This is a genomic window from Streptomyces sp. 2A115, assembly GCF_052245575.1.
Taxonomy (GTDB): Bacteria; Actinomycetota; Actinomycetes; order Streptomycetales; family Streptomycetaceae; genus Streptomyces.
Genome location: NZ_JBQQCG010000092.1, coordinates 29,281 through 46,816 on the forward strand (window position 1 = coordinate 29,281; position 17,536 = coordinate 46,816).

A 17,536-nucleotide genomic window follows, 5' to 3' on the forward strand; every position below is an offset into this window, starting at 1 on the left:
GGAAGATGAGCTGGTCAGCACGTGTGGTGCGGTACGTCACTTCCGGTATGGCTTGACGACGCGGCGCTCGTGGGGCGCGGGCCCGGCGCCCGGGGTCACTCGACGACGTGCCGTCCCTCGGGCCGCGCGCTGCAGGAGGCCTGGAACGAGCAGTGGGAGCAGTGCTGGCCGGTGGTCGGCGTGAACCGTTCGTCGAGGACCTTGCCCGCAGCGGTGGCGAGCAGGTCGCCGACCCACTCCCCCTCCAGTGGTGCTTGGGCCTGCACCTTGGGGAGGGTCTCGCCGCCGTCCTTCCTGGGGGCGCCCTGGCGCAGCTGGACGAGTTCGGCGCCTCCGGGGTCGGGGCGTTCGCCGTCGAAGACCTCGTCGACGGCACCCTCGCGGACGGCGAGCTGGTAGACGGCCAGCTGTGGGTGGTGGGCCACGTCTGCGGCGCTCGGCGTCTGTTTGCCGGTCTTGAAGTCGACTACGTAGGCGCGGCCTTCGGTGTCCGCCTCGACACGGTCCATGGAGCCGCGGATGCGTACTTCGTAGGAGCCCGCTTCGAGGGTGACGTCGAAGTCGTGCTCGCTGGCCACCGGGGTCCGTCCGGCGCGGGCGCCATTGGAATCGACATGCCACTTCAGGAAGCGTTCGAGCGCCACGCGCGCGTGTTCCTTCTCCTGCGCCGACTTCCAGGGCGCGTCGAAGGCGAGCGCGTTCCACACGGAGTCGAGGCGTTCCATGAGGACGGCGAGGTCGGCGGGGGTACGGCCGGAGGCGACCTCGTCGGCCAGGACGTGCACCACGTTGCCGAAGCCCTGGGCGGCTGTCGCGGGCGCGTCGGCCTTCACCTCGCGGCCGAGGAACCACTGCAGGGCGCACGTGTTGGCGAGCTGGTCGAGGGCGCTTCCGGAGAGCACTACGGGGTGGTCGCGGTCGCGCAGCGGCACCTTGCTCTCGGTCGGCTCGTACATGCCCCACCAGCGGTATGGGTGCGCGGACGGCACGAGTGGACGGCCGTCCTCGTCGCCGAGCGCGGCGAGCCTGGCCAGGCGGCGGGCCGCGGCCTCCCTGAGCGTTTCCGACACGCGTGGGTCGACCGTCGTGGCGCGCAGTTCGGCGACGAGCGCGGCGACGGACAGGGGGCGGCGGGGACGGCCCGTTATGTCCTTGGGCTCGACGCCGAGTTCGGTGAGGAACCGGGAGGGCTGGTCGCCGTCGGCGGCGGGGGCCTTCACAGCGGTGACGACGAGGCGCTCACGCGCGCGCGTGGCGGCCACGTAGAACAAACGGCGTTCTTCGGAGAGGAGCGCTCCAGGTGTGAGGGGTTCGGCGAGGCCGTCGCGTCCGATGCGGTCGGCCTCCAGGAGGGAGCCGCGGCGGCGCAGGTCCGGCCACAGACCTTCCTGGACGCCCGCGACGACGACGAGGCGCCACTCCAGGCCTTTGGAGCGGTGCGCGGTCATCATGCGTACGGCGTCGGGGCGTACGGCCCTGCGGGTGAGCGTGTCGGCGGCGATGTCCTCGGCCTCGATCTCCTCGAGGAAGTTGAGGGTGCCGCGGCCGCCGGTGCGCTCCTCCGCGCGGGCCGCGGTCGCGAACAGCGCGCACACGGCGTCGAGGTCACGGTCCGCGTTGCGCCCGGCCGCACCGCCCCGCCGGGCGGCCCGTTCCAGCCGCTGCGGCCACGGTGTGCCGTCCCACAGCTCCCAGAGCGCGTCCTCGGCCGTACCACCGCCCGCGAGGCGCTCGCGGGCCTTCCGCAGCAGGGCGCCGAGGCGCTGGGCTCCGCGCGCGTACGACGGGTCGTGGGCGACCAGCCGCTCCGGTTCGGCCAGTGCCCGCGCCAGCAACTCGTCGGAGGGCGGCGGCACAAGGTTGCCCGCGGCTCGCTCCTCCTCGCGCAGGGCGCGGCCCAGGCGGCGCAGATCGGCGGCGTCCATGCCTGCGAGCGGGGACGCGAGCAGCGTGAGCGCGGTCTCGGTGTCGAGCCAGGACTCTTCGGGGGCTGGTCCTTCTGGTGCAGGTTCTTCTGATGCAGGTTCTTCTGCGGTTTCTTCTGACCCGGTTTCTTCCGACCCGGGTGCCTCGACGAATCGGGGCTCCCCGGGGGACGCGGGTTCCTTGGGATATCCAGGTTCCTCCGCGGATGTGAGTTCCTCAGGGGATTGGGATTCCTCGCGGGATGCGCGTTCCCCGGAAGATTCGAGCTCTCCGGGTCCTTCGAGTTCTCCAGATCCTTCGGGTTCCCCGGTACCGGGCGCTTCCGGCCGGGGCCCGCTCGATCCGGTCCTCTCCTGTTCGGCGCCTTCGGATTCCGGCTCTTCGTGAGCAGCCCCTCCAGCGTGAGCAGCCGCTTCGGCCTCTTCGCCGGCAGCACCTTCAGGCTCCTCGACCGCACTCCCGCCGGTCTCCCCCAGCTCCGCCGAGGCCACCGCCTTGAGTGCCGTCAGCAGCGGCGCCACCGCCGGTTCATGGCGCAGTGGCACGTCGTCGCCGTCGATGTCCAGGGGGACGCCCGCCGCGGTGAGGGTGCGGCGGATCGTCGGGATGGTGCGGGAGCCGGCGCGCACCAGGACGGCCATGTCGCTCCAAGGGACACCGTCCTCCAGATGGGCGCGGCGCAGGATGTCCGCGATGTTGTCCAGCTCAGTGCCGGGGGTCGGGTACGTGTAGACCTCGACGCGTCCTCCGCCCCGGACCGGAGCCAGTTCCCTGTGGGCGCGTACTTTCTCCGCCGGGAGGCGGGTCAGGGGCATGCGCTGGGTCACCAGCCGGGTGGCCGCGAGCAGGCCGGCGCCCGAGCGGCGTGATGTCCTCAGGACCTCGACCGGCGCCGATGTGCCGTCCGCGCGCGGGAATGCCTCCGGGAACTCCAGGATGCCGTTCACATCGGCGCCCCGGAACGCGTAGATCGACTGGTCGGGGTCTCCGAAGGCGACGAGGGTGCGGCCGCCGCCCGCGAGCGCGTGCAGCAGCCGTACCTGCGCCGGATCGGTGTCCTGGTACTCGTCCACGAACACCGCGTCGTACTGCGCGGCGAGCCGTTCGGCCACCTCTGGGCGCCGGGCGAGCAGCACCGCGCGGTGTACCAGTTCCGCGTAGTCGAGCACTCCTTGCATGTCGAGAACGTCGAGGTACTCGGCAAGGAAGGCGGAGGCCGCGAGCCAGTCGGGGCGGCCGATGCGCCTCGCGAAGAGCCGCAGTGCCTCAGGGCCGAGGCCCAGTTCGCGGCTGCGGGCGAGGACGGCGCGGACCTCGTCGGCGAAGCCGCGTGTGGTCAGGCAGGCGCGCAGTTCGTCCGGCCAGCGCACATGGGCGAGACCGAGCCTCTCCAGGCTGGGCTGGCCCGAGAGCAGTTCCCGCACCGCCACGTCCTGTTCCGGGCCGGAGAGCAGCCGCAGCGGCTCCACGAACAGGTCGCTGTCCTGGTGGGCGCGGACCAGGGCGTAGCAGAAGGAGTGGAAGGTCGTCGCCTGGGGCGCGCGGGCCGCTCCTATGCGCAGCGCCATGCGGTCGCGCAGCTCCACGGCGGCCTTGCGGCTGAACGTGAGCACGAGGACGCGCTCCGGGTCCGCGCCGCGCGCGATCCGGGCGGCCACGGACTCGACGAGTGTGGTCGTCTTGCCGGTGCCAGGACCTGCGAGGACGAGCAGCGGGCCGGCCTTGTGGTCAACCACCGCGCGTTGCCCTGCGTCAAGCAGAGGGGGAGCCACCCGGACCGGCGGGGTACGCACCAGTCGGTAAGCGCCACGGGCCCCCTGCCGCCCCTGGGGGTGCGACAGGCGCCTGGTGGAAGAAGAGGAGCTCACGTGGTTCGCCGGTCCTGGTGGGTGTGCTGGTTGGCGGACTACCGCGTGTGGAGGGCGGTGGCCGCGGGATGAAGGGGATGCGTGCCGTCGACGCTACGCCGGTGGATGTGGTGGAAGCAGGGCTTCCTCTTGTTCCCTCTCGGCACACGCGTCTCCCGCATCACGAACGTACGGCATGTCACGGACGTGCCTCGTTTCCCCCGTACGGGCCATCGATCCCCCTTCCGGCGTTCCGATGGCGGAAGCTGTCAGGTGTGACCTTCCGCGCGTTCCCCGCCGTCCCACCGTGCCCGTCTCATGTCGACGCGCGGCAGATGGCCTTCGGCGGCCCTGCCGGCCTCCTTGAGGGGCGTGCCCTCCGCGCGGTATTGGTCCAGCGCCTCCAGTTCGTGGCCCGGGAGCAGCACGCCGTCCGCACGTATGACCCGCCACCAAGCAACGACTCCTCCGTAGAGGGCCATCACGCGGCCGACCTGTCGCGGCCCTCCTTCCTCCAGCCATTCGGCGACGTCTCCGTATGTCATGACGCGCCCGGGCGGAATCAGCTCGGCGACCTCGAGGACCCGCTCCGCGTACTCCGGCAGGGCGTCCGCCGGAAGGCTCTGCTCGCTCATCCGCCCCATCCTGCCCCACCCCACCGACAATGGGACGGGGCGGCGACCGTGCGTATACCTCGCCCCGAAGCAGCGCTTGGGGCAGACTATGCGCCCCCGCATTGCACCCTGATGCCCCCCTGTGTCGGCGGGGCATGCCACCATCGTGCGGGCGGTTACTGGTGATACGAGATCAAGAAGAGACGATGAAACAGCAGGGTGTGCACCCCGAAGACGCGGAGGGCACCTCTGAGGTTTCGTCGCGCCCGGACACCGGCGACGACTCGGACGCGCGCCCCCCGGACCTGACCAAGAGGAAGACGGACACCAGCGAGGAGAGTGCCGTCGAGGAGACCGATCGCGCCGCCGGCGACGCCTACTCCGAAGAGGTCGAGGGCGACGAACCGCTGCTCCCCGCGCGCGTGCACCGCCCTTCGGACCTGATGCGCCTCGTGGTGGGCGTCCTCGCGATCGTCGTGCTGCTGTCGATCGCCGCGTTCGCGCACGGCACGACGTCAGGGCTGGCGCAGGACATCAACAAGGGCACCGACGAGGCGCCCGACCTGCTGATCAAGGTCGCGGGACTCGCGTCGAGCATCGCGATCCTCCTGGTGCCTGTCGCCTTCGCGATCGAGCGGCTGATCAAGCGGGACGGGCTGCGGATCGCCGACGGCGTCCTGGCCGCGGTCCTCGCGCACGGAGTGACGCTCGCCACCGACCTGTGGGTCGCCAAGACGGCCCCGGACTCGATCCAGAAGGCACTCACGCAGCCCTCGCCGGGCGACATCCACGCCCTCACCGACCCGGTGCACGGCTATCTCGCTCCGGTCATCGCATACATGACGGCTGTCGGCATGTCGCGGCGGCCACGCTGGCGCGCGGTGCTGTGGGTGGTGCTGCTGCTCGACGCCTTCTCCATGCTGGTCACCGGCTACACAACCCCGTTCTCGATCATCCTGACGGTGCTGATCGGCTGGAGCGTGGCGTACGGGACGCTGTACGCGGTCGGCTCGCCGAACGTGCAGCCCACGGGGCGGACCCTGATGGCGGGCCTGCGGCACGTCGGTTTCCGACCGGTGAGCGCGGCCCGCGAGGAGACACCGGAGGTAGCGGAATACGGCGACCGCGGACGTCGGTACTTCGTGTCGCTGGAGGACGGCCCGCCGCTGGACGTCACGGTGGTCGACCGCGAGCAGCAGGCGCAGGGCTTCTTCTACCGTGCGTGGCGCCGTCTGACGCTGCGCGGCATCACAACGCGCCGCAGCCTCCAGTCACTGCGCCAAGCCCTGGAGCAGGAGGCGCTCCTCGCGTACGCGGCCATCGCGGCCGGGGCCAACGCGCCCAAGCTGATCGCGACCTCCGAGCTCGGCCCGGACGCAGTGATGCTCGTCTACCAGCACATCGGAGGGCGCACGCTCGACTCGCTGGCGGACGAGGACATCACCGACGATCTGCTGCGCGACACGTGGCGCCAGGTGCAGGCGCTGCAGTCGAGGCGCATCGCGCACCGCCGGCTCGCGGGCGACGCGATCCTGGTGGATCGTTCCGGCACGGTGATCCTCACGGATCTGCGCAACGGTGAGATCGCGGCCGGTGAACTGCTGCTGCGCATGGACGTCGCCCAGTTGGTGACAACGCTCGGCCTGCGGGTCGGCGCGGAGCGCGCGGTGGCGTCGGCGGTCGGAGTACTCGGCCCCGACACGGTCGCCGACTGTCTGCCGATGCTGCAGCCCATCGCGCTGACGCGCTCCCACCGCGCGACGCTGCGGAAACTCGCCAGGGAGCGGTCACAGCGCGAGCGCGAGGCGGTTCTGGAGGCCTCGCGGCATGCCAAGCTGGCCCGCGCCGAGGAGCACGAGGACACGTCCGAGAACACCAGGCCCGTCCTTGAGAAGCCCGCCAAGAAGGCCGTACGCGCCGAAATGCGGGCCGAGAAGCGCGCCATCGACGAGGCGCTGGAGGAAGCACGCGAGGAGGATCTGCTCACTCAGATCCGCCACCAGGTGCTGCGGATCAGGCCACAGGCGCCGGTCGAGCCGGCCCGCCTGGAACGCATCAGGCCGCGCACACTGATCAGTTTCATCGCCGGCGCGTTCGGCGCGTACTTCCTGCTGTCGCAGCTCACACACATCGAGTTCGGCACGCTCTTCGACGAGGCCGAGTGGGGCTGGGTCGCCGCGGCCGCGCTCTTCTCCACGCTGAGCTACTTCGCGGCGGCCATGAGTCTGCTGGGTTTCGTGCCCGAGCGAGTGCCGTTCATGCGGGCCGTGGCGGCACAGGTCGCCGGGTCCTTCGTGAAGATCGTGGCGCCCGCGGCGGTGGGCGGTGTCGCCCTCAACACGCGCTTCCTCCAGCGCGCGGGAGTGCGGCCGGGGCTCGCGGTGGCGAGTGTCGGCGCGTCGCAGCTGTTCGGGCTCGGCTGCCACATCCTGATGCTGCTGTCCTTCGGCTACCTCACCGGCACCGAGAAGACACCCTCCTTGTCGCCGTCCAGGACGGTCATCGCGGGTCTGCTGACCGTCGCGGTGCTCGTCCTCGTGGTGACCTCGGTGCCGTTCCTGCGGAAATTCGTCGTCACGCGCGTGCGATCGCTTTTCGCGGGTGTCGTACCGCGCATGCTCGACGTGCTGCAGCGGCCGCAGAAGCTCATGACGGGCATCGGCGGCATGCTCCTGCTGACAGCCTGCTTCGTGATGTGCCTGGATGCGTCGATCCGGGCGTTCGGCAGCGACGACATGCCCACGATCAGCATCGCCAGCGTCGCCGTGGTCTTCCTCGCCGGGAACGCGCTGGGCTCGGCGGCTCCGACACCCGGCGGCGTGGGCGCGGTCGAGGCCACCCTCTTCGCCGGTCTGGTCGCCGTCGGGCTCCCCAGCGAGGTCGCGGCGCCCTCGGTGCTCCTCTACCGGCTCCTCACGCTGTGGCTTCCCGTCCTGCCGGGCTGGCTGTTCTTCAACCACCTGACACGCAAGGGCGCGCTCTAGCCGTACGTCCTCCGCCACCGACCTACGACCCACGCAAAACGGTCCAACAGCCCACGCGAAAACGGGCTCCACGCGCGCGTGCCACCTGCCGCGCCCAGGAGCGTCGGCCTCCGGCCCATGAAACGCGCGTCTGCATACGCGGGGTTCTCACCCGCACGGCCCGCGCCCCGAGCGCCCCGTCCTGGACGACGCCAGGATGGAATCATGCCGAATCCTTCCCCGCTGCGCGCCGCTGCCCTGACCGCCACCGCCGTTCTGCTGGCCGCGGCCCTCGCCGGATGCGGCGGCGACGGCGACTCCGAGGACGAGGACCTGGCAGCGCAGAAGCTGAGCTGGAAAGACTGCCCGGAGCCGTCCGACTCGCAGGGCGGCGGAGGCGCCCCGTCGCCCCTGCCGAACGGCGACACATGGAAGTGCGCGACCCTGAAGGTGCCCCTCGACTGGGACAAGCCCAAGGGAGACACGATCGGGCTCGCACTGATCCGGGCGCAAGCGAGCGGCACCAAGGACCAGCGCATCGGCTCGCTGGTCTTCAACTTCGGCGGCCCGGGCGGCTCGGGCGTAACGACGCTCCCCGCGTTCGGCCAGGACTACGCGCAACTGCGCACCCGCTACGACCTGGTCAGCTTCGACCCGCGCGGCGTCGGCCGCAGCGCGGGCGTGAAGTGCGAGAACGACGAACAACTCGACGAGTACTTCCAGCAGGACGCCACCCCCGACGACGCGGCCGAGCAAAAGCAACTCCTGGACAGTACGAGGGACTTCAACTCGGCCTGCGAGAAGAACTCCGGGAAGACCCTCCCGTACGTACGCACCACCGACGCGGCCCGCGACATCGAACTGATGCGCCAGGTCCTCGGCGACGACAAGCTGCACTACTTCGGCATCTCGTACGGCACCGAACTGGGCGGCGTGTACGCCCACTTGTTCCCCAAGAAGGTGGGGCGGGCCGTCTTCGACGCGGTCGTGGACCCGACGCAGAACCCGGAACAGGGGTCGCTCGGACAGGCCAGGGGCTTCCAGCTCGCGCTCGACAACTTCGCCGAGGACTGCACCTCGAAGGATGAGGACTGCCCGCTCGGCGAGAGCGCGCAGGACGTCAAGGACCGGATCGCCAAGCTGCTCAAGGACCTCGACAGCAAGCCGATCCCGGGCGTCTTCCCGCGTCAGCTGACCCAGACCTACGCCACCAGCGGCATCGTGCAGGCGCTGTACTCCCAGGATTTCTGGGAGTACCTCACCGAGGGCCTCCAGCGGGCGTACGAGGGTGACGGCAGGGTCCTGATGCTGCTGGCCGACTCCATGAACGGGCGCGACCAGGACGGCGAGTACAGCAACATCAGCGCCGCCAACGTCGCCATCAACTGCGCCGACGAGAAGCAGCGGTACACCACCGCCGACGTGCTGGTGAGGCTTCCCGAGTTCCGCGAGGCGTCTCCCCTGTTCGGCGACTACCTGGCGTGGGGTCTGGTCGGCTGCACCGACTGGGCCGTGCCGGGCGCCGCCGACCACCCGGATGTCAGCGCACCCGGCTCGGCGCCGGTCCTCGTGGTCGGCAACACCGGCGATCCGGCGACGCCCTACGAGGGCGCCCGCAAGATGGTGGAGTCGCTGGGCAAGGGCGTCGGCGTCGAGCTGGCGTACAGGGGACAGGGACATGGTGCGTACAACAGCGGGAACAAGTGCGTGCGCGACGCGGTGAACGGCTATCTGCTCGACGGCAAGGTCCCCATGACCCGCACCGTGTGCGCATAAAATGCGCGGCTCTTCGATAAAACTGGAGGTCAGAGCGTTATCCACAGGCCTCCGCGCCGCCTACGACCGTCCGCCTACTATGGCCTGACAGTCATCCGCGACATCCGGCGGACGACGTTGCGAGGGGGGAAGTGCTCATGGCGCGTTTCGCACGGTGGACGGCTCTGGCCGCCACCGCGCTGCTGGTGGCCGGCTGCAGCGGCAGCTCGTCCGGGAGCAGTGAGGACGAGAGCAGGGACAACGACAAGGCCCCGGCCGCGTCGCCGTCCGACACGACACCGGGACTGCCCGCCTCGCTCACCTCGCAGAAGCTCGACTGGAACCGCTGCAAAGCCACATCGGACGGCCCCGAGCCGGGCGGCGACTGGCAGTGCGCCACGCTCAAGGTGCCGCTGGACTGGGCGAAGCCGACGGGCGAGACGATCGACATAGCGCTGATACGCGGCAAATCCACCGGCGAGGGCTCACGCATCGGCTCGCTCCTCTTCAACTTCGGCGGACCGGGCGGCTCAGGCATCTCCGGAATGCCGTCGTACGCCGACCTGGCCTCCGAACTGCGCGGCCGATATGACCTGGTGAGCTTCGACCCGCGCGGAGTCGCCGCCAGCGGGGGTGTGCGCTGCCGCAGCGACAAGGAGATCCAGGCCGCCGAGTCGGTCGACGGAACACCGGACGACGCCACCGAGGAGACCACGTTCCTGAAGGACGCCGACGACTTCGGCGAGGGCTGCGCGAAGTCGGCCGGCAAGCTGATGGCGCATGTCTCCACGACTGACACAGCTCGCGACATGGACCTGATGCGCCAGGTGCTGGGCGACAAGAAGATGCACTATTTCGGCATCTCGTACGGCACCGAACTGGGCGGCGTATACGCCCACTTGTTCCCTCAGAACGTGGGCCGCCTGGTGCTCGACGCGGTCGTCGACCCGAGCGCCGACACGGTGGGCCACGCCAAGAACCAGACCCGCGGCTTCCAGCGCGCGTTGGACAACTACCTCAAGTCCACGGGACAGGACCCGGACGAGGGTTCCCAGAAGATCGCGGACCTGCTGAAGAAGATAGACGCCGAGCCGCTGCCGACGTCGAGCGGCCGCGAGCTCACGCAGACGCTGGCGCTCACCGGCATCGTCCTGCCGCTGTACAGCGAGCAGGGTTGGCCCACCCTCACCAGCGCACTGGACGCGGCCGAAGCGGGCGACGGTTCGGAGCTGCTCACGCTGGCCGACGGTTACAACGAGCGGGACGCGTCGGGACACTACGGCACGACGACGCATTCGCAGCGGGTCATATCGTGCTTGGACGACAAGGCGCGGCCGACGCCCGAGGACGCGAAGGAACTGCTGCCCGAGTTCCGGAAGATATCGCCCGTCTTCGGCGAGTTCATGGGCTGGGACACGGCCGGCTGGTGCCACGACTGGCCGGTGCCCGGTCAGCACGAGTCACCGGAGGTGACCGCGCCCGGGGCCGAGCCCGTCCTGGTGGTGGGCAACACCGGCGACCCGGCGACGCCGTACGAGGGCGCCCGCAAGATGGCGGACGAGCTGGGCAAGGACGTCGGTGTGGAGCTCACCTGGAAGGGCGAGGGGCATGGGGCGTACGGCAGCGGGAGTTCCTGTGTCGACGACACGGTGAACGCGTACCTGCTGGACGGGAAGGTGCCGGACGACGGCAAGGTCTGCGAGTCGTAGCCCGGGCGGAGGGCCGACGGCCCCTGCCCGCCCGCGCCGCGTGGGCAGCGAAAACCAGCGTGGCCCGAGCAGCGGAAAGGGGCCCGGCACACTCGGTGCCGAGCCCCTGCCCACAAGGCATACGCCTAGTACACCGGCTTCTCCGGCTCGATCTGGTTGACCCAGCCGATCACGCCGCCGCCCACGTGCACGGCGTCCGCGAAACCGGCCGACTTGAGGACGGCGAGGACCTCCGCGCTGCGGACACCCGTCTTGCAGTGCAGGACGATCTTCTTGTCCTGCGGGAGGGTCTCCAGGGCGGTGCCCATGAGGAACTCGTTCTTCGGGATCAGCTTGGCGCCGGGGATCGAGACGATCTCGTACTCGTTGATCTCACGGACGTCGATGATCTCGATGTTCTCACCGTCGTCGATCCACTCCTTGAGCTGCTTGGGAGTGATCGTCGAGCCGGCGGCCGCCTCCTGGGCCTCCTCGGAGACGACGCCGCAGAAGGCCTCGTAGTCGATGAGCTCGGTGACGGTGGGGTTCTCGCCGCAGACCGCGCAGTTGGGGTCCTTGCGGACCTTGACCTGGCGGTACTGCATCTCCAGGGCGTCGTAGATCATCAGGCGGCCGACGAGCGGCTCGCCGATGCCCGCGAGGAGCTTGATGGCCTCGTTGACCTGGATGGAGCCGATGGACGCGCAGAGCACGCCCAGCACGCCGCCCTCGGCGCAGGAGGGGACCATGCCCGGCGGCGGGGGCTCCGGGTAGAGGCAGCGGTAGCAGGGGCCGTGCTCGGACCAGAAGACGGAGGCCTGACCATCGAAGCGGTAGATCGAGCCCCAGACGTACGGCTTGTTGAGGAGCACGCACGCGTCGTTGACCAGGTAGCGGGTCGCGAAGTTGTCCGTGCCGTCGACGATCAGGTCGTACTGGCTGAAGATGTCCATCACGTTCTCGGCTTCGAGCCGCTCTTCGTGAAGGATCACGTTCACGTACGGGTTGATGCCGAGCACGCTGTCACGGGCCGACTGGGCCTTGGAGCGGCCGATGTCCGCCTGGCTGTGGATGATCTGGCGCTGCAGGTTGGACTCGTCGACCTCGTCGAACTCCACGATGCCGAGCGTGCCCACGCCCGCGGCGGCCAGGTACATCAGCGCCGGCGATCCGAGTCCGCCGGCGCCCACAGCGAGCACCTTGGCGTTCTTCAGCCGCTTCTGCCCGTCCATGCCCACGTCGGGGATGATCAGGTGGCGGGAGTACCTGCGGACCTCGTCTACGGTGAGCTCAGCAGCTGGCTCGACCAGGGGTGGCAGCGACACGGGGACTCCGTTGGTCGGTCAATCACTACGGTTGTTCTTGCCGTAACACTGCCATGCCCCTCTTCATTCCGAGACACCTGTTCCGACCCGCGAGACGATTTCGTCCCAGTAGCCGGGCATGGTCACCCAAGGATCGGTCGAACCGCCACGGTCCGTGTGGTCGGTGAAGTAGATCGTCGAGGCTCCCTGCCAGCGAGCGATGCGCAGCGCTTCGTCGAGATGGCGGTGGGGCAGGCCGTGCACCAAGTGGCAGAACCGCTCGGGCGGATGCTCGGCGGTCCACTCCGCCACCTGCGACCAGCGGTAATCGCTCCAGGGCCCGGCGAACGTCACCAACTGGTCGGCGGTGTCGGCATATCCGGGATACGGGTGGGTGCCGTGGCCGAGGACGAGGTGGCCGCCGCCGAGGAGCGCGCGCAGGGTCGCGACCGTACGCCGCACCTCGGGGAGTGCTGTCCGCTCCGTGGGACAGCGGTCCAGAAGGAAGCCGTCGACCTCGTACCAGTCGAGATAGCGGTGCGCGTCGGAGACGAGTTCACCGAAGGCGCGTGCGCCGTACGTCACATCCAGGTGGCCGAGTACGCGGACGCCCGCGTTGCGCAGGCGTCCGGTCGCCTCCAGGCAGTGGGGGTCGGGGCGCGTGCCGGGACCGTCGGCGACGTTCAGGACGACCCAGTGCAAGGGGGTTCCGGGGCGGGTGAGTTCGCCCCACTCCGTGGGCGCGACGAGGGGGTGCGCATAGCCGGGGATGCCGAAGCCGAGCCCCAGGTCCGTGCTCGCGGTTCCCGCTGAGGCGCTGGTCAGATACGGCATGCCGCCTCCATCCAGATGTCGGCGAGGGATTCTTCGAGGTTGATCCGGGGCCGCCAGCCGAGCCGGTCACGTGCGGTGCGCACGTCGGCCTGCTGCCAGCTGCCGCAGCCGTCCGGGTAGGGGTACGCGGCCGGGGCCGTGTGCTCTGGTTCGGAGCGGGGGTGGCCGATGGATGGCCTGATCGCGCCGGGCGGGCCGTCCAGTTCGTGGAGTGCGCCGCCGTAGCCGGCCACGCGCGCGAGGACGGCGGCGGCGTCGCGGAGGCGTACGGCACGACCGGATCCGATGTTGATGACGCCCTGAGCGGCGGAGAGGGAGGCGGCGTGGACGGCACGGGCGACATCGCGTACGTCGATGAAGTCGCGTTGGACGGCGAGGCCGCCGAGTTTGAGTTCGCCGTCGCCGGACTGCATGGCGCGGCGCATGGCTTCGGCGAGGCGGCCGAGCGGAGAGCCTGCCGGGGTGCCGGGTCCGGCGGGCGAGAACACCCGCAGGACGACGGCGTCCAGGCCGGACCCGAGGACCAGTTCGGTCGCGGCGAGTTTGCTGACGCCGTACGGGCCGCCGGGGCGCGGCACGGCGTCCTCGGCCGTGGAGGAGCCGGGCTGGCTGGGGCCGTACTCGGCGCCGCAGCCGATCTGCACGAGGCGGGCCCCGCAGCCGCTGCGGCGCAGGGCCTCGCAGACGGTGGCGACGGCGACGGTGTTGTGCCGGGTCAGTTCGCGGGCACCGCCGCGGGTGGTGCCGGCGCAGTTGACGACGACGCCGGGGTGCACCGCGTCCAGGAAGCGGGTGAGCGCGCCCGGGCTGCCGCTGGCGAGGTCGAAGCGGACGTCCGCGTCGTCACCCCGGCCGAGCGCCGTGAGCTGCACGGCCGGATCGGCGAGGAGGCGGTCGGCGACGAACCGGCCCAGGTATCCGTTGGCTCCGATCAGCAGCACCCTCATCGGGCGGCTCCCGGGGCGGACTCTCCGATGCGGAGGGTGATCATCTGGCGTTCTCCTTCAGGGTGTTGCCTTGGGTCGTGCGGAAGGCCCGCGGTGTCGGCCCCGCGGGTAGGGGCGCGCTCGGCACGGACGCCGGGCGCCGGGGGCGATTCACGGCGTGTCGCCGTGTGTCGCGTGGGCCGAGGCCCGGGTGAGGGTCCTGGTCGCGTGGATCAGGAGGACGAGCGCCGCGCCCCCGCACACGAGAGCCGGGACGGCGCCCGGCCCCCAACGGTCGGCGAGGCTCTCGACGGGCAGGGCCAGGTCCGAGAGGCCGGGCAGGCGGCCCGCGAAGACGCTCGCCAGGGCCGCCGTCTCGACCGTGCCCGCGGCGGCGAGGATGACGGCGGGGGCGCGCGTGAAGCCGTGCACGGTGAGAAGCCGGGCGAGCAGCAGGAGCGCGCCGAGGGCGCCGGCTCCGGCGTACGCGGCGGGCTCACCCAGTACCGCCCCGCACAGCGCGAGGAGCCCGCCCAGGGCGCAGAGGAACAGTCCGAACACGCCCAGGAGCAAGGGTTTTACGGAGGCGGCGAACTCCTCCAGGCCGCGGCTGAGAGCGAGTTTGCGTCGGGCTCGTACGGCGAGGAGGTGGGCGCACCAGGCCGCCGGGGCGCAGGCCAGGGTGAGGGCCAGGACGGCGGCGAGGGAGATCGGCCAGGGGCTGTCGAGGCCCCCGGTGGGCGGTCCGTCGGGGCCGCCCTCGATGCCCGCGGTGAGCAGGCCGTCGCCGAGGAGTGCGTAGGCGAGGAGCCAGCAGATCCACGTCCGTGTGGACGTTGTCGTCTGCCACGCGCGTGTGGCGTGCAGCGGGCCGCGGCGGAGGGCCGCGCGCAGGCCCAGGGCAACGGCGAGTACGCCCGCGACGGTCACCGCGAGGCGCGGCCGTCCCTCGGTGAGCCGCAGCCCGGTCACGGCTGCCGCGCAGAGCGTGCCCGGCAACAGGGCGAGCACGGCCCAGCCGGCGCGGGCCCCGGGTGTGTCGGGCGCCTCCGGTCGCGGTGCCGAATCGGCGTCGCGGGGCACACGCGCGTACATCTCCTCGGCGAGCGAGAAGACGTCCCGGTGCCGGAAGCGGGTGGCGGTCCGGTCGGTCACGCCGTGCGCCTCCAGGCCCGCGGCGATCTCCAGAGGGTCCACCGCGCGCTCGCACAATTCGCGGTGGCGGTGCATCAGGGCCTTCACGGGGTCGGCGGCACCGCGGCGGTTGGGAGGCTTGCGGTCGGGGGCGGGGGTCTCGCTCCCGCGGAAGGTGGCGTCCCGCGCGCGCTGTGCATCCGCGCCACGCGTTTGCTTCAGCCGTGCGTCCACGACACGCGTCTCGTTCAGCCCGACAGCCTCAACCCGCGCCCCCTCCAACCCGGCAGCCGCCGGTCGTGCCCCCTCCAGCCCGGCAGCCGCCAGTCGTGCCTCCTCCAGTTGGGCAACCGGCAGGCGGGCCTCCCCCGACTGGGAATCCGCCACTCGCGTCTCCCCCAGCAAGACGTCCGCCACTCGCGTCTCCCCGAGCCGGACATCGACCACCCGCGTCTCTCCCAAGTGGGGTTCGGTCTCTTCCGTCTCCCTGAGCTCCCCGACTCCCACGAGCCACTTCTCCGACCGGACGTCCCACGCACCCGGGCTCGCCGACGCTTGCGGCTGGTCCACGCCCTCGACCCGTCGCCGCCCGCTCACCACGTGCCCTCCCCCGCGGGCACCGGCTCCTGGCCCGAAGCGGCCGAAGCAACCCCCGACACGGAACCCGAGGCGGAACCCACAGCGGCACCCGAGACGGGGCCCAGAGACATGCCCCGCACCGGCGGACCCGCCGCCCACCCTGGTCCCGGTCGACCCGCGATCAACCGCGTCCCCGACTCGGCCCAGCGCCCAGGCACATGCACCTCGGCCGGTACGGCGAACGGCAGCGGCTCGCCCGACTCGTCGACGAGGACGCGCCGGACAGGGCAGCGCGAGACGATATCCAGGTAAATGCTGTGAAATGCCGTGATGTTCTGCTCGACGGTGAACAGTTCGAGCGCACGCGCGCGTGCCGCCGCGCCGAGCCGCTCTCGGCGTTCGGGGTCGCGCAGCAGAGCGAGGCACGCCTCGGCGAGCGCCCGCGGATTGCGCGGCGGCACCACCAGACCCGTACCGCCGATGACCTCCACGACCGCGCCGACGTCCGTGGACACCGTTGCGCGTCCGCAGAGCATCGCCTCGACGAGGCCGATCGGGAAGCCCTCGACGACGCTCGACAGGACGACGACCGCGCCCGCCGCGTACGCCTCCACGAGGGTCGGTACCTCCGGTCCGCCGATCTCCTCGAAGGAGACCGGGTTGTCGCCGACGGCGTGCACGCCGTCGGCTTCGTCGGGGAAGAGCTGTGCGGCCAGCGCCTTGCAGTGCGCCAGATAGGTCGCGCCCTCCAGCCCGTCGGCGGGCGCGCCAACGATGCGGAGCCGCGTCTTCGGCTCCTCCTTGCGCATCTCCGCGAAGGCGTGCAGCAGCGAGATCAGGTCCTTGGCGGGCTCGATGCGCCCGACCCAGACCAGGGTGTCCGGATCGGCGCACTCGGCGCTCTCGCCGACATCCCAGAAGCGGGATGCCTCCATGCCGGGATAGACCGTACGGATCTTGGCGCGGTCGGCGCCGCAGCGCTCCTGCCAGCGCCGGGCATGCGTGTTGCCGGGCGTGATGACCGCGGCCTGCCGGTACGCCTCGGCGGCGAGCCGGCCGTGGAACGCCGCGAGCAGGGCCCGTGCCGGGGCCGACGTCACACGACCGTCGAGATCGTCACGAGAGCCCAGATAGTGCGCTCGCAACTGCACCCCGTACTCCGTGACCAGCAGCGGTACACCCGAGAAGTGCCGCGCGAGCAGACCGGGCAGGGCCGCCGCGCCGCCGGACGTGGCGTGGCACAGGTCGGCCGAGCCGAGTCCGTCGTCCTCGTACCAGTCGAGCGAGAGCGGTCGCAGCGCACGCTCCACCTGGGCGGCGACGGCCAGCAGATCGGGCACGCGTGCGCCTCGAGCGGTACGCAGTGCGCCGGGCGCGCGACAGGCGCTCTCCAGGGCGCGTACGGCGATCTCGGAGCGTAGGGCGCCGACCAGACCGCCCTCGTCGCGGGCCAGTTCGGCGAGCCCGTACAGCGCGTTGCCGAAACGGTCCGCCACGCCCTCGGAGGCATCCTCCGCCACCACAGCGGTATCCCCCGCACACACGGCCGCCGCCAACTCGCCGTAACAGTCGGCGAACCGTCGCCGCGCCCGTCGTCCGTACCCGACACCGTCGTCGTCCGCGGTCCACAGCGGTGCGGTGCGTACGCGGCTGACCTGGGGCGGGAGTTGGATCCAGCCCTCGTCCTCCTGGCGCTCGCTGCGGCTGAGCGCGTAGATGTCGAATTCGTGCTGCCCGAGCCCGCGCACGAGCCGGTCGCACCAGAGCCTGGCGTCACCGCTCACATACGGGTAGCCACCCTCCGTAAGCAGTCCGATGCGCACGAACGCACCCCCGATCTCCGTATGGGGAGCCGCCGTTGACCCGACGGCTCGCAGCGGGACGAACGTATGCGGACATGACGGTGGCGGGAGGGAAGGGTTTTCCCCCCGCCCCCCAAAAAGGGGAAAAGGCGTAAATTTTCCAT

The 17,536-nt window shown here is 70.9% G+C and carries 10 protein-coding genes; 3 read left to right on the top strand and 7 right to left on the bottom strand.

What is annotated here, in order from left to right:
* Window positions 1–95 precede the first annotated feature (95 nt).
* A complete protein-coding gene (locus ACTWQR_RS46540) occupies window positions 96–3,794 on the bottom strand; it encodes a UvrD-helicase domain-containing protein (protein ID WP_443233379.1) in 3,699 nt (1,232 codons plus the stop codon).
* A 248-nt stretch (window positions 3,795–4,042) separates the two neighbouring features.
* Window positions 4,043–4,417 (bottom strand): MGMT family protein, encoded by a 375-nt coding sequence (locus ACTWQR_RS46545; protein WP_443233380.1) that lies wholly within the window; start codon window positions 4,415–4,417, stop codon window positions 4,043–4,045.
* A 176-nt stretch (window positions 4,418–4,593) separates the two neighbouring features.
* On the opposite strand from ACTWQR_RS46545, the gene ACTWQR_RS46550 reads away from it, so the two are divergent.
* The 3 genes from ACTWQR_RS46550 (at window position 4,594) to ACTWQR_RS46560 (ending at window position 10,814) form a co-directional block, all read left to right on the top strand.
* Window positions 4,594–7,371: a lysylphosphatidylglycerol synthase domain-containing protein gene (locus ACTWQR_RS46550; RefSeq protein ID WP_443233381.1), complete on the top strand. Its 2,778-nt coding sequence runs from the start codon at window positions 4,594–4,596 to the stop codon at window positions 7,369–7,371.
* 204 nt (window positions 7,372–7,575) lie between these two features.
* A complete protein-coding gene (locus tag ACTWQR_RS46555) occupies window positions 7,576–9,126 on the top strand; it encodes an alpha/beta hydrolase (RefSeq protein WP_443233382.1) in 1,551 nt (516 codons plus the stop codon).
* Between the two features lie 137 nt (window positions 9,127–9,263).
* Complete coding sequence (locus ACTWQR_RS46560; RefSeq protein ID WP_443233383.1) at window positions 9,264–10,814, top strand: alpha/beta hydrolase; 1,551 nt, start codon at window positions 9,264–9,266, stop codon at window positions 10,812–10,814.
* A 125-nt stretch (window positions 10,815–10,939) separates the two neighbouring features.
* Here the strand turns inward: ACTWQR_RS46560 and moeZ are convergent, their stop codons facing one another.
* From moeZ to ACTWQR_RS46585, 5 genes are all read right to left on the bottom strand, one after another.
* On the bottom strand, window positions 10,940–12,118 hold the full coding sequence (gene moeZ / locus ACTWQR_RS46565; protein WP_443233384.1) for an adenylyltransferase/sulfurtransferase MoeZ: 1,179 nt from the start codon (window positions 12,116–12,118) through the stop codon (window positions 10,940–10,942).
* 63 nt (window positions 12,119–12,181) lie between these two features.
* Complete coding sequence (locus ACTWQR_RS46570; protein WP_443233385.1) at window positions 12,182–12,931, bottom strand: spherulation-specific family 4 protein; 750 nt, start codon at window positions 12,929–12,931, stop codon at window positions 12,182–12,184.
* Entirely contained in the window at window positions 12,919–13,878 is a 960-nt protein-coding gene (locus ACTWQR_RS46575; RefSeq protein WP_443233386.1) for an NAD-dependent epimerase/dehydratase family protein, read from the bottom strand. Before ACTWQR_RS46575 ends, ACTWQR_RS46570 begins: the two co-directional genes overlap by 13 nt.
* Before the next feature lie 150 nt (window positions 13,879–14,028).
* Window positions 14,029–15,378 carry a hypothetical protein gene (locus tag ACTWQR_RS46580; RefSeq protein ID WP_443233387.1) on the bottom strand — a complete coding sequence of 450 codons (1,350 nt, stop codon included), beginning with the start codon at window positions 15,376–15,378 and terminating at the stop codon, window positions 14,029–14,031.
* Between the two features lie 206 nt (window positions 15,379–15,584).
* A complete protein-coding gene (locus tag ACTWQR_RS46585; RefSeq protein ID WP_443233388.1) occupies window positions 15,585–17,393 on the bottom strand; it encodes a DUF3492 domain-containing protein in 1,809 nt (602 codons plus the stop codon).
* Window positions 17,394–17,536 lie beyond the last annotated feature (143 nt).

Coding starts and splice junctions, on each gene's coding strand:
- ACTWQR_RS46550 (WP_443233381.1), top strand. CDS start 4,594: ATGAAACAGCAGGGTGTGCACCCCGAAGACGCGGAGGGCACCTCTGAG.
- ACTWQR_RS46560 (WP_443233383.1), top strand. CDS start 9,264: ATGGCGCGTTTCGCACGGTGGACGGCTCTGGCCGCCACCGCGCTGCTG.
- ACTWQR_RS46575 (WP_443233386.1), bottom strand. CDS start 13,878: ATGAGGGTGCTGCTGATCGGAGCCAACGGATACCTGGGCCGGTTCGTC.
- ACTWQR_RS46555 (WP_443233382.1), top strand. CDS start 7,576: ATGCCGAATCCTTCCCCGCTGCGCGCCGCTGCCCTGACCGCCACCGCC.
- ACTWQR_RS46545 (WP_443233380.1), bottom strand. CDS start 4,417: ATGGGGCGGATGAGCGAGCAGAGCCTTCCGGCGGACGCCCTGCCGGAG.
- ACTWQR_RS46570 (WP_443233385.1), bottom strand. CDS start 12,931: ATGCCGTATCTGACCAGCGCCTCAGCGGGAACCGCGAGCACGGACCTG.